The 13,397-nt window shown below is 57.5% G+C and carries 10 protein-coding genes; 4 read left to right on the top strand and 6 right to left on the bottom strand.

All coding sequences use genetic code 11. The features are described from left to right. Positions 1-33 precede the first annotated feature (33 nt). From TRL7639_RS04920 to TRL7639_RS04900, 5 genes are read right to left on the bottom strand one after another with little or no spacing between them, the layout of a single operon-like run. A complete protein-coding gene (locus TRL7639_RS04920) occupies positions 34-903 on the bottom strand; it encodes a glycosyltransferase family 2 protein (RefSeq protein WP_085794648.1) in 870 nt (289 codons plus the stop codon). Further along, a complete protein-coding gene (locus TRL7639_RS04915; protein WP_085794647.1) occupies positions 903-2,213 on the bottom strand; it encodes a lipopolysaccharide biosynthesis protein in 1,311 nt (436 codons plus the stop codon). The genes TRL7639_RS04920 and TRL7639_RS04915 overlap by 1 nt, the downstream gene beginning before the upstream one ends. Beyond that, the gene (locus TRL7639_RS04910; protein WP_085794646.1) at positions 2,210-3,556 is read right to left on the bottom strand and encodes an O-antigen ligase family protein; all 1,347 of its coding nucleotides are present in this window, start codon (positions 3,554-3,556) and stop codon (positions 2,210-2,212) included. Before TRL7639_RS04910 ends, TRL7639_RS04915 begins: the two co-directional genes overlap by 4 nt. Further along, a complete protein-coding gene (locus TRL7639_RS04905; protein WP_085794645.1) occupies positions 3,553-5,796 on the bottom strand; it encodes a GumC family protein in 2,244 nt (747 codons plus the stop codon). The genes TRL7639_RS04910 and TRL7639_RS04905 overlap by 4 nt, the downstream gene beginning before the upstream one ends. Further along, a complete protein-coding gene (locus TRL7639_RS04900) occupies positions 5,793-6,479 on the bottom strand; it encodes a sugar transferase (RefSeq protein WP_085794644.1) in 687 nt (228 codons plus the stop codon). The genes TRL7639_RS04905 and TRL7639_RS04900 overlap by 4 nt, the downstream gene beginning before the upstream one ends. Positions 6,480-6,687: 208 nt before the next feature. Between TRL7639_RS04900 and TRL7639_RS04895 the strand changes: the two genes are divergently transcribed. Further along, positions 6,688-7,875 carry a glycosyltransferase family 4 protein gene (locus tag TRL7639_RS04895; protein WP_085794643.1) on the top strand — a complete coding sequence of 396 codons (1,188 nt, stop codon included), beginning with the start codon at positions 6,688-6,690 and terminating at the stop codon, positions 7,873-7,875. Further along, positions 7,872-8,765: a sulfotransferase domain-containing protein gene (locus TRL7639_RS04890; protein WP_085794642.1), complete on the top strand. Its 894-nt coding sequence runs from the start codon at positions 7,872-7,874 to the stop codon at positions 8,763-8,765. Before TRL7639_RS04895 ends, TRL7639_RS04890 begins: the two co-directional genes overlap by 4 nt. Positions 8,766-8,772: 7 nt before the next feature. Here the strand turns inward: TRL7639_RS04890 and TRL7639_RS04885 are convergent, their stop codons facing one another. Continuing rightward, complete coding sequence (locus TRL7639_RS04885; RefSeq protein ID WP_085794641.1) at positions 8,773-9,969, bottom strand: glycosyltransferase family 4 protein; 1,197 nt, start codon at positions 9,967-9,969, stop codon at positions 8,773-8,775. 290 nt (positions 9,970-10,259) lie between these two features. Here TRL7639_RS04885 and speA point away from each other — a divergent pair, with 290 nt between their 5' ends. Together speA and TRL7639_RS04875 are read left to right on the top strand one after the other, a co-directional pair. Beyond that, positions 10,260-12,122: a biosynthetic arginine decarboxylase gene (gene speA / locus TRL7639_RS04880; protein WP_110647106.1), complete on the top strand. Its 1,863-nt coding sequence runs from the start codon at positions 10,260-10,262 to the stop codon at positions 12,120-12,122. Between the two features lie 24 nt (positions 12,123-12,146). Further along, positions 12,147-13,358 carry a saccharopine dehydrogenase family protein gene (locus TRL7639_RS04875; protein ID WP_085794639.1) on the top strand — a complete coding sequence of 404 codons (1,212 nt, stop codon included), beginning with the start codon at positions 12,147-12,149 and terminating at the stop codon, positions 13,356-13,358. Positions 13,359-13,397 lie beyond the last annotated feature (39 nt).

Here is a 13,397-nt window from a genome sequence, read left to right as displayed (position 1 = left end):
CACGGTTTGAACACAGTCGGGCAATTGCATCGATTACTCCAACTCCAGTATGCGCGCGGGATTACTGCGACGGCACAGCACCTCGCCAATTGCGATCAGATTGCCCCGCAACCGCCCCCTGCGATCAAGGTAGGGTGGCGGATGAACCGACCCCAACAGATTGGCCGCGATGTTCCGCACCATCAACCGCAGAGCATGGCGCCAACCCAGCGTGCCCTTGCCAAGCATGTAGACGGGGTTGGCAATTTGCGAATACCCCAGCCGAATTCCAGGGGTTCGCCCGTTCTTGGTTCCAAGGTGAACACCCTTCAACCCGTCAGACCGAACCACCCTGCCCCGTCGCGCGACGCGACGCGACAGATCCAGATCCTCCAGCCAGCCATAAAGTGGCAAGGCCTCGTCAAACAGCTCTGGCTGTCCGATCATCCGCATCGCCATGTTGCAGCCATAGCCTGAGCGAACGTCTTGTGGCTGTGAGGCTTCAGCAGGTCCTGCACTGTGAAGCAACTCAACCGCATCTTCAAACGCCAAACCCGGCCCCTTGGCCCCGTCAGCCAGCACGCACCCGGTTGCGATCAGGATAGACGGGTCCCGGGCGAACAGGCTCCGAAGCTCTGTGATGTAGCCTTGAGAAATCAGAAAGTCGTCGTCGAGAAACAAAACCACATCGCTGTCGGCTTCGCCTTTCAGGATGGCGTTGCGCTGCGCTGAGCTACCTTTTGGCGAAGTGATCACCAAAAGCTCGAACGGCAGATCATCTGGTGGGGGACCCTCAAAATCATCTCGCGCGGCAATACTCACCACGACCCTGTCGGGCAAGTCGTCGAGGGTGCTCATGTAAGACAGCATCTGCCGCAAAACAACCGCGCGCCCGGTCGAAGCGATGCCCACCGTCACACGCATCACCCTTCAACCTCATGCCCATTTGATGACACTCCAGCGCCGCCCAGAATGTCCGCTCGGCGTAACCAGGTCGTCATACAGGTCGCCCCCAATTGCGCCCCGCAAGTCAGGACAAAAGCCCAAGCGGCACCCATGGTCCCATGCTCCGGGATCAGCACCATGCTCGCCACCAATGCAACCCCGAACGAGACGGCCGCAATCACCAACCGCACCTGCAGCATCTGCGCCGCTGTCAGCAGCGTGATCAGCGGCGCAGCCAGCAGGGTCATTGACGAGCCGAAGACGATGACCGTGAACAGCGTGCGGGCGGCATATTCTGGCCCGAACATCCAAGTCAGAATCGGCGCACCGAACATCCACGCCACCGCAACAAAAACCACCGCCATACCCATCGACATCCCGATCAACCGCCGCATCAGACGGCGCAACGTCTGTGTTTCCTGGAACCGGATGTGCTTGCGCAGACGCGCAGCGGTGGCGCTGCCCAGAGTGTTGGCCAACATGCTGAGCCCGGTATGCACATAGGCAAGCGCCCCGAACAGCCCCACAGCTGCCAAGCCTTCCGACCGCTCGAGTACGACCGAGGGCACGCTGATTGCTCCGCGTGCCAGCAACAGTGCCAATCCCACGGGCAGGAGCCACCAGGTCAAATGCATCAGTTTGCGCCCGTCGATCGACAGAATGTCACTCCAGGCCAGCCGCTGCCCCAACCGATCAAGCAGTTGCAGATCCGCAACCCGATAGGCCAGCGCCCAGGCGAGCGCTTGAAAGCACAAGGCCAACGGCAAGTTGCGCCACACCCAGAAGGCAACAGCAAAGGCAATGAACCCGGCCGATCCGCGGACGAGAATGGACCAGGCAACGTAATCCAATCGCTCGGCTCGCTGGAACATGCCATGGTTCAAATCGGACTGGGTGCCAAAGAACCTCACCAAGGCAAGCAGCAGAAACGTGCTTTGTACCGTGCCCCCCAATCCCGCGAACACGGTGAAGGCAAGTACCCCCGTCAAGGCCAGGGCCAGAACGCCACCAACAAAGCGCAGCGCGACATAGTCGGCCCGAGAAAATCGTGTCAGATCATCGACCGTGTGCACTTCGCGCATCCCCAGCGAAGCCAGAAAGAAGAGCGGCGTGACCACGGCCGTCGCCAAAGTGAGCGCGCCCACATCTTCGACCTGCCCCAGATGCGCTGTGACCATGATCAGCGCCAATTGCGTCAGCGCCAGATACCCACGCCCGATGGCCGCAAAAAACACGTTGCGCCGCAGGGATGGGCGTAGCGGTGCAGCGTTGGTCTTGGGATCATTCACGAGGGCGCAACCCTGTAGGCAGGATGCAACACGAAACTCTTGTCTTGATTTCTTGCGCGTCGGTTCGCCAAGACCAACCCGAAAAAGGCGCCGAAACCGATCCATTCGCCAAACCCCGGATGACCCGCGTCGCCTGCGACCCAAACCCGAAACAAAGGTAAAAGCGGCAGGATCGCCACCCATTCAACCCGCACCGGCAAGACCCAACTGCCAGGCGCGGCCACAAGCCGGAACACAAAAAGGACCCAAGACAGGAAAAGCCCCAAATAGGCCGTCACCACCAGCAAGAAGGGCACCAACCCGGCGTGCAACCAGGCACCGATGAACAGGTTGTGGACATTCTGGCCCTGAAACTCGATCAGGCCAGAGCCCACCAACGGGTTTTGTTCGATACGACTGAAAGCCCAGGAATATTGGTTGAACCGCCCCTCTGTTGATTGATCCTCGAACGACAGGCGCGCGGTGATTTGGTCCATTGCGGCCGATCCTGCTGATAGCACCAGGATCAAAGCAAGGGCGCTCAGCACAATCAGGGCGGTTTTCAAATAGAACTCGCCGGGGCTTTGGACGCCGCGGCAGACCAGCCCGATCCAGGCGGCAAGCGGAATGCCAATAGCAGACATCAGCAGAACCGAACGTGTGTTGAACACAACAAGCGTCAGCAGCGTGACAACTGTGATGATCCCGCCGATACGATCCGCACCTTTGCCGGTGTAGCCTGCGCGCATCAAAACCATGGCGATGAACATGCACACCGCAACAATGTTCTTGTTCGATGCCGGGACATCCACCCCTTCGGGTGCAACCATCTGGAACATTTCGCGCAAGAAATGATAGAAAACAAAGCCCAGATCCCCGGTCGACAGGAAATGCACTAGGGTACTGATCCAACTGAGACCGATCTGCCGGGCCAAGTATTCGGTAAAGGCAAAAAATCCGACAATTGCCAACATCCCCCCCTGCCGCAGGATGCGTGCGTCGGCACGCGTGCCCACCAGCCCAATGGCCACAGTCAGCGCACAAGCCAGGAAAAAGACCTGTCGGAACACCATGCCCTTTGTCGGCCCTCCGGCCAGATTGACCTGCAACAGCATCAGGTACAGCACATAGGCGGCCAACCACGGAAGGATCATTCGCAACAGCAAACTGACCCCAGTGGCAAACTGTGATGGGAAAGCACACAGAACCGCACCAAGGATCATGGCCATCATATACGGCAATCGCAGATCGAACCCGCCAACCGAAGCCACCGGCACCCAAGTCAACGTCACGGTTGCCAGCGCCGCTGTCACCGCCAGACGCAGGAACGGCGAAACATCTGCCCCTGCGACCTCGGCGCTCATGCCCGGCGCCCCCAATCCGAGAGTGACGTGACCTTGCCGCTTCGCGATTTACGCGCCGTTCGTGCACCCGATCGACCATAAAGGCGATATGTCTCGCCCAACCAGGGATCTTCATTCAGCTCGCTGAAATTAAGAACGACACCCGCCAATTTCTTGCGCGGCAGACGGGCCAAGGCACGGCGGGCGCCGTCGATTTGGGTTTGTCCCCAGCGGACAACAAACAAGATGCGATCACTGTGGCGGGACAGGATCGCACAATCGGCCACGTTGGCCGCGGGCGGACCGTCGATCACAATGAGATCATAGTCGCTCCGAGCCTGTTCAAGAAACGCAGCAAGGTGTGGTGATTCCAGTGCGTTGATTGGCATATCCGTCAGAATACCCGCAGGCAGGACATCCAAAACACCATCCTGTACATTTGGGCTGGACTGCCAACCGGCGCCGAGCAGGATATCCGCCAGACCAATCTCGTTGGCGAGACCAAACTTATCCGACAGGCCGGCACGACGCAGATCTCCGTCAATGAGCAGAACCCGCTGCCCAGCCACACTGCCAGACGTTGCCAAAGAGGCCGCGATCGACGTCTTGCCTTCAAGCGGAGCGGTCGAGGCCAGATAGATCACCGGTGCCGTATCGCTGCCTTGGTGATCGGCGCTGACCGAATAGCGCAGCGCTGCCACGGTTTCAGTAAAGGGCGACAGCGGCTCTTCTTCGATGACCGCAGGAATGGCTTGACGCTTGTCCAGTTTGGGCAGTTGCACCAGAATCTGCACGCCCAAGGCACCTTCGATCTGGGCCACTGTGCGAACGGTGGTATCAAGAGCCTCTCTTGCGAGGCCCCAGAGAACGGCAATCAGAGCACCGAACATGAACCCGAATATGACGAAGACCCGAACCGGAGGGTACACAGGTTCGAGCGGGGTCGTGGCGCTGGTGACCACCTGCGTCCCGCTGGTTGAGAAAGAACTGAGTTCTTCGGCAAGACCTGCGTTGTTCAGATAGGTTTCATACCGCAGGCGATACGCTTCGGCCACGCGTTCAAGCTGTTGCAGATCGACATTGTTGCGGATTTCGATCTTGGATTGCCCACTGGCGCGCAGCAGCGCTTCACTGAGCAGGCGGGTACGATTTTCGAGCGTTTCGACCTCGTTGCCCAAAACATTCACGATGCGCCGCACCTGCCGGTCGATCTGGCGTTCAATGGCAGCTCGGATCTGACGCACCTGATCCAGACGCGCGTTGTCCCCGCGCGAAGTGGCGCTCAGATCCCGTTCGCGCAATTCGACCTGGAGCAGTTGCTGACGCAACTCGGTCAGAATTTCGGATGATTGCACTTCGGGCAGGTCCAGAATGTCTCCGCCGCCGTCCAACAAGGCTTGCGCACGTTCATAAGCTGCGCGCTTTAGTGCGAGATCAGACCGGGCTCGCACCAATTCGGCGTTGAGCTCCGTGCTCTGTTGATCGCTGAGCGAGGCCCCATCGGCCTCGCCAATCAGCCCGTGTTTTACGCGAAAATCGGTAACGGCCTTTTCAGCGATTTCGACCTCTTGTCGCAACTCCTCGGCCCGGGCGCCGATCCAGGCAGACATCTGCAACGCATCGTCACGACGTTGATTGATCCGCAGGTCGACATAAGTGGCCACAACGGCTTGGGTCACCCGATGGGCAAGCTTGGGCGAATTGGCCCGAACATCGATTGTGATAACGTTGGTTTCTCCTTCGCGCGACACCGTCAGCGCATCATCGAGCGTTTTTCGCGCACTCAATGCCGCGGGATCGGGCGCGTCCGAGGGCAATGGACCCCGCCCTTTCTGCCGGTCGCTTGGAACCAATTGCTTGATGTATCTGACCGCCAAATCCAGATAGTTGGGCGGTTTGGACTGAAAGAACGGTTCGGACGTCAAATCGGCGCGCTCGATCACTTTGAGCAATGTGTCGTCGGCTTCGATCACCAGAATTTGCCCGTCGACATAGCTGGTACCGATTGCAGGAAAGGTCGGGCTTTCTTCTTCTATCGGGTTGGTTGCCGGCCGCTCGATCATCAACTGCGCAGAGCTTTTGTAGAGCCTTTCCATATTCAACGCCGCATAGAGCGTCGCGCAGGCACACAACAACCCCAAGATCACGATCCGCCAGAGGTGTCGACGCACAAACGACAAGGACTGACGGAAGAGTTCCGCCAGTGTCATGTCATGGTCGGCATAACGTCCAGGGCCGTATCTTGTTCGCTCTTCCGTCATTGTCCTTGTCGTCGCAATACAACCAGGCTGGTCTTGAGGATCAGCGACACATCACCGCCAAACGTCAGGCTGGTAAAATACCGCGCGTCCATCCGGACCCGTTCCTCGTAACTGACACGTCCGCGTCCATGGACTTGCCACACACCGGTCACGCCTGGCCTGAGGGCCAGATACTTGGGAAGATTGGCACTGTAGCGCTCCAGTTCATCGACCGTCACCGGCCGCGGCCCCACTATGCTCATATCCCCGCGTAGAACGTTAACAAGTTGAGGCAGTTCATCCAAGCTGGTCCGCCTGAGAAATAGACCCAACCGAGTAACCCTTGGATCATCGGTCAACTTCTGATGGTTGTCCCATTCCAGCCGAGCATCGGCATTCTGTTGCAGATGCCGCCTGAGAAGGCGCTCGGAATCCACCCGCATGGTGCGAAATTTCAAACAATTGAACTCGCGTCCGCCGCGTCCAATACGCTCGTGCGAAAACACCGGTGGCCCGCCTTCCAACCACACCATAAATGCAATCAGCAGAATAACAGGAAAACAAACAACCAACAAAATAACCGCCAGTGCTATGTCAAACACACGTTTGCCAACCGACCTGTAAAACTGTCTTTCGTTTGACGATAACCCGTCAGTCAGACGTGCGCATTCGTTCAGCCGAAGCTGTCTTGAATCTTCCTTCATCTTGAGAGTCCCCCAACCCTAAAGATTTCAAGCAATGCAAGATCGACCCTAGCATATTTGCCTGAAATCCAGCAGTTTTTGGTCGAATTCCCTGTTCACAGCATGGAAACAGACTGTTTCTTGGAAAATATCCTGCGACAATCATCCATGATTCAACAGAATTGTCGCATTAACCTAAACTTGCGGAAGAGTTTGAAAAGGAACGGGAATGGATGATTCGGCAACTGACGTTGCCCTGACGGCTTGTGCGCCCTCAGAAGAGGCTGCGTTGACACCCACGCCGACTATGTCAGCCGAAACACTTGTGATTTTGAACGTGTGCGAGACAGCTCAAGGAGGGGTCGGCCGCTATCAGGATGCATTGGGTGCCCTCTCGGCCCATGGGTTTTCCTGCCATGTGCTGCTTCCTGATTCGGACCTCGAGATACTGACCGACACGTCCCGCGCGATCACTTTCTCTCGCCCTAAACGCGGGCCGGTTGCAATACTGCAATTGTTGCGTGGCTTCAGGGCGGCACGTCGACGGGTAAGGCCCCATATCTATTTTTTTCACAGCACCTTTGCTCTGTTGCCGCTTTTGTTCCTGCGATTATCCAGAGACAAAACACCTGCAGTTTATTGCGCCCACTGTTGGGCCGCCAATACCAGTGTTTCGGAGACGTTAAAAAAGCAGATCATTCGCCGCATCGAAGGGAACCTTTGCGGCCTGGCCGATCTTGTGGTGAATGTCTCGCACTCAGATGCCGAAACAGCGCGCCAAAACAAATACCGTGGACGACATGTGGTCGTTGAAAATGCCGTCGCCCCCGCGGCACCAGACGCCCGTTTTGATCTATTCCCACGCCCCACGTCTGACACCATAAATCTGTTGTTTGTCGGCCGCTTTGATCAGCAAAAAGGTTTGGACATCCTGCTCGACGCTTTTCGGCGCGCACGCATTAACAATCCGGATTTGGCTTTGCATCTTGTCGGCGAACCGGTTCGCAGCGAAGGCATGCCCCATCTACCGGCGGGGGTAAGTCATCACGGTTGGATCCCTTCTTCGCAGATCGACAGTTTTTATCGATCCGCTGACGCGCTTGTTGTTCCCTCTCGCTGGGAAGGGCTGCCTCTTGTCATTCCCGAAGCTTATCGAAACGGCACACCAGTTCTGGCGGCCCGCACAAGTGGAATGGAGCATCTGGTTCAGCAAGATCAAACAGGGCACATCTTTGATCTGGCCCCCACAGACCTCGGAGAGCTGTTGGCTTCGCTTGATCGCAAACACCTTGTCGACATGCGACCGAACGCGCTGGCGCTGTATCGAGATCGCTTTTCTCTTGACCGGTTCAGCCGGGAATTGGCTTCGCACTTGCTGGGCTTGGTTTCGAATGGAAAGGCTCGAACCTCATCATGACGTTGCCCCGGCTTCCCTCTTTGATCATTGCTGGCGTACCCAAGGCTGGGACCACCTCTATCTTCGACTGGTTGGGCGCCCATCCTCAGGCCCAAGGATCGACACTGAAAGAAACGTGTTTCTTCGCCGATCCCGACAGCCACGCCTTTCGCCCGGATTTCAACAGCGATCTTGGTTTGGACACATACCGCTCGGTTTTCCCAGACCCTGCAACCGAGACCAAAGTGTTGTTTGAAGCAACTCCACTTTACATCTACAGCGCACGTGCGTTGGAACAGATCCCAGAGTTGCCATCGAAACCGAAGTGTCTGTTCGTTTTACGCGAACCTGCAGCGCAGATCCGGTCAATCTATCATTACTTCCGAAACACCTGGACTTATGTTCCGGCAGAAATGAGTTTTGCGGATTATCTGTCCGAGGTTCGCAACCAAAGCCACGAATTCGGTGGGAACGAGTTGGCTCGAAACGCTTTGATCAATGCGGATTATGCGCCCTGGCTGCTCCAATGGCGCTCGCGATTGGGACCCGAACGCATGAAGGTTTGCCTGTTCGAAGATCTCAGACGCAATCCTTGCGCTTTTATGACCAATCTATCCAGATGGTGCGGTCTGGACCCGCATTACTATGCAAATTTCTCGTTCGACGCCAGCAACGAGAGCTACGAAGTGGTCAATCGGTCTTTGCATGGGTTGAATATGGCGGTGCGCGATCACTTACCTAAGGGGCGGCTCTACAATCTGGCGCGCGATTTTTACCGGCGCTTTAATACCCGGCCTGTCACCAAGGAGGTCGATGCAGAGAATATGCAGCGGTTAAGACGCGAGTTTGCGCCCACCTACGCCACGCTGGAGCAAGCGTTTGATTTGAACCTGGATGCCTGGCGCAAATGATTTCGGGTCATCCCAGCATCCCGTCATAGATTTCGATCAGACGCGATACATGACGAACGGGTGAAACGTCCTGGGCAAGCTCATCACTGTCAAAATGACTGATCTGTTGCACCCGGCGCAAGCTTTCGGCCAAGGTCTCGACCGTCCGCGTTTGATGGACGACACCGTTGACGCCGTCCTGAACCACTTCGGCGGCAGCTGTCCACCCCCCGCAAACCACTGGCACACCGCGCAGCAAAGCCTCGATCGGGACAAGGGGCTGGCATTCGTACCATTGACTGGGAAAGACCAACGCTCGCGCCAGTCCCAGTTCAGCTTGCACCTGCACGTTGTCGAGCCACCCTGTAATCCGAGCATCCGGGTTGGCATTGCGGATATCATGCGCGTCCGGGCCATCACCTACAAATACGGCCTCTACCCCTGCCACTTGCGCGGCTTTAGCAAACTGCAAAGCACCTTTTTCGGGGGAAAACCGTCCGACAAAGACAAATGCCTTGTTCTGTGTCGCGTCAACTTTGGGACCGCCGACCTCAACGGGGTTGGGAAGGCTGTGCAGCCGCGTTGAATCGGGCAACGAGGGTCGCATGGCGTGCAACTGTGTCTGCGAAATATAGGCAACATCGGTCAGTCCACGTGGGATATGGCCCGGCCCCCGAGCCAACGCCGATCTTGCAACACGCCAAACCTTGTGGCTGCCATGCCGGGCATCGCAATTCACCGATAGACAAGACAGCGACAAGGGGCGACGCTTGCAAATCTCTTGTTGCCTGTAGTCGTAAAACCCCCCATTTGGACAAGCTAGAAAGTACTCATGCATCGTATAGAGCACGGGCAGCCGACCTAAGGCCAAGACACGCCCAATCGAGGGCGAAAGAGCTTTGGCCCATCCGTGGCAATGGATCACCGTGCGCGCTGGATCCAGTTTGGCGACCTCAAGCTTCAAAGCGCGCAATCCGGCTCGGTTCCAGAGCCCTGTGGTCATCGCATTCAGTCGGCTGGGGTTGTCCGCCAAAGTATGTTGGCCCAAGCAAACAGTCCGAATATTGTCATGGCTCAACTTGGGGTCAGCTTTACCAGAGGCAGCAAAGAACACCACTTGCACCCCCGCCTGGGCCAGCAAAAGCGCGCTATCAATAGCAACTTTGGCCTGCCCACCGTTGACGTTTGCAAAATCACTAACGATCAGAACGTTCTGAACCCGCATTTTCAGTGATGTCCTCTCAGAGCATCCGCCTGCCGTACCCTAGGTGTGCAAAGCAGCACCCGACAACCGTTAATGTCAGGCAGATGCACTCTCAAACCCAAGCGGGGTCCATTATTAGGTGCGGCACTGGAGTCGGTGTGTGGGTCAAAGTGGAAGGACGGGCACATACACTTCGGGAAGAAAGATTTAACTTGGACGAATCGCGGACCTCGCCTAAAGGGCGTCCACCTTTGACGAAACTCCTGCTGAATGGGTGTCTTTGATTGAAACAACCTCTCGACGAACCGCACATGGTCTATGGCGTAGACAAATGGGGCAAGGGCCTGATTGTGGTGACCGACGAGGGGGATATCGGCTTGCGGAACCCGCTGGCGCCCGATGCGCCCGCCGTCAGCCTGCCCGGCATCCTGAGCGATCTTGACGAACGCGGGATCAAATCGCCGATGGTGCTGCGGGTCAGTTCGTATCTTGAACACGAGATCGCCCATATCAACGAAAGCTTCGCCAGCGCCATCACGCGCACCGGGTACAAGGGCGACTATCGCGGCGTTTTTCCGATCAAGGTGAATCAGCAGGCGCAGGTCATCGACCGCATTGTCGAGTTCGGCCACAAGTACAACTACGGGCTCGAGGCCGGATCCAAGCCCGAGTTGGTAATCGCGCTCGCCCATCGTCTGGCCAAAGAGGCGCTGATCGTCTGCAACGGCGTCAAGGATGCCGAATTCATCCAACTGGCGATCCTGTCGCGCAAACTGGGCTTCAACACCGTGATCGTGCTGGAAAGCCCGAAAGAGGCCGACACTGTGATCGAAGTCTACAAGGAGCTCGGGATCGAGCCTTTGCTGGGCGTGCGCGTCAAGCTGACCAACCAGATCAGCGGCAAATGGGAAGAAAGCTCAGGCGACCGCTCGGCCTTTGGCATGAACACCGATCAGCTGGTCGCCGTGGTGGACAAGCTGCGCGACGCAGGTCTGCTGCAATGCCTCAAGCTTCAGCATTCGCATCTGGGCAGCCAGGTACAGGACGTCAACGACGTGCGCCGCGCGGTGGGTGAGGCGTGCCGCTATTACACCGAACTGACCGCCGAGGGCGTTCCGCTGACCCATCTGGATCTGGGTGGCGGCATGGGTGTGGATTACACTGGCGAGAAAAAGGCGGCCGAGAACTCGATCAACTACACGGTCGAGGAATATTGCGCCAATGTGGTTGAGACCGTCAGCTATGCCATGGACGAAGCCGAAGTGGCCCACCCCACCATCGTCACCGAAAGCGGGCGGGCGGTTGTGGCGACCTCATCCATGCTGGTGTTCAACGTGCTGGAAAGCACGCTCTACGATGCGCCCAGCGCGCCCGAAGTCGCCCCCGACGACAACCACCTGATTTCCGATCTGGCCGCAGTGGGCGGCTATCTGAACGCTGAACGTCTGCAGGAATGCTGGAACGACGCCACCTTCTATCGCAACGAACTGCGCGCGCTGTTTCGGCGCGGCTATATCGACCTCCGCCAGATGGCCCGGGGCGAGCGCATCTATCTGAACCTGATGGCCCGCATCAAGGCGTTGGTGGCCGCGCAAAAGGGCGAGACGGATGTCGACGATCAGTTGGAAAAGCTGGCAGACATCTATCACTGCAACTTTTCCCTGTTCCAATCCCTACCGGATGTTTGGGCGATTGATCAGCTGCACCCGATCGTGCCCTTGCAGATGCTGAACCAGACGCCCGACCGCCGCGCGGTCCTGTCCGACATCACCTGCGACAGCGATGGCAAGGTCGACAAGTTCATCCTGGCCGATGGCGTGTCACCCTCGTTACCGGTGCATTCCTTGCCCGAGGATCAGCCCTATCATCTGGGTGTCTTCTTTGTCGGTGCTTACCAGGAAACGCTTGGCGATCTGCACAATCTGTTCGGCGACACCAACGTCGTCACCATCGACCTGCGCGCCGATGGCGGCTTTGACCTGCTGCACGAGCAAGAGGGCGATACGATCAGCCAGGTCATGTCCTATGTCGAATTTGACCCCACTGATTGCGTCGCCGCCTTCCGCAAGCTCGTTGACGGCGCGATTTCCGCCGGTACGCTGAAAGCCAGCGAACGCAAGCTGATCATTGGTGCTTATCGCGACAGCATCAACGGCTATACTTACTACGAATAACCCCCATCCAGAGGAGATTTGCGCATGGGTAAGACACTGGTTGTCGGTGCAGGGGGCGTATCCCACGCCGCAGTGCACAAGATGGCGATGAACAGCGACATCTTTACCGAGATCACGCTGGCCAGCCGAACCAAGTCGAAATGCGACGCCATCGCTGCGGCCGTCAAAGACCGCGTGGGGGTCGACATCAAGACCGCTGAACTGGACGCCTACAAGGTGGCCGACACGGTTGCGCTGATCAAGGAAACCGGGGCCGAACTGCTGGTCAATCTGGCCCTGCCCTATCAGGATCTGGTGCTGATGGATGCCTGCCTGGAAGCGGGCTGTCACTATCTGGACACCGCGAATTACGAACCCGAAGATGTGGCCAAATTCGAATACCACTGGCAGTGGGCCTATCAGGACCGCTTCAAAGAGGCCGGTTTGACTGCGATCCTGGGCTCCGGCTTTGATCCGGGTGTGACCAGCGTTTTTGCCAAATGGCTCAAGAAACACAAGCTCGACACCATCCGTCAGATCGACGTGCTGGACGCTAACGGCGGTTCCAACGATCAGGAATTCGCCACCAACTTCAATCCAGAAATTAACCTGCGTGAGGTTCTGGCCGAGGTGCGCCATTGGGAAAACGGCGCATGGCAGCACAGCCCGGCGATGACGACCAAAGTCGAATATGACTTCCCCGCCATCGGGCCCAAGAACATGTACCAGATGTATCACGAGGAGCTGGAGAGCCTGATCACCCACTTCCCCGAGATCGAGCGCGCCCGCTTCTGGATGACCTTTGGCGACGCCTACATCATGCACGCCAAGGTGCTGGAAAACGTCGGCATGACCCGGATCGATCCGGTGATGCACGACGGTCAGGAAATCATCCCGATCCAATTCCTGAAAACCCTGCTGCCCGATCCCGGCGATCTGGGTGCGGAAACCAAGGGCAAGGCCTGCATCGGCGACATCGCCACTGGTCAGGCCAAGGACGGCTCGGGTGAGAAGACCTATTACATCTACAACATCTGCGACCACGAAGAATGTTATGCCGAGGTTGGCAGTCAGGCGGTCAGCTACACCACCGGCGTTCCGGCGATGATCGGTGCAGCACAGGTTCTGAAAGGCAACTGGAAAGAGCCCGGCGTCTGGAACATGGAGCAGCTGGATCCCGACAACTTCATGGACATGCTCAATGAACACGGCCTGCCCTGGCAGGTTCACGAGCTGGCAGGTCCGGTCAATTTCTAAGGAGCAGGAATGACGGGCGGCCACCCGCCTTTTCCTCTT

This window comes from Falsiruegeria litorea R37 (genome assembly GCF_900172225.1).
Lineage (GTDB): Bacteria > Pseudomonadota > Alphaproteobacteria > Rhodobacterales > Rhodobacteraceae > Falsiruegeria > Falsiruegeria litorea.
The sequence above is the reverse complement of the archived record's forward strand: the minus strand, read 5'-3'. Positions and strand labels throughout refer to the sequence as shown.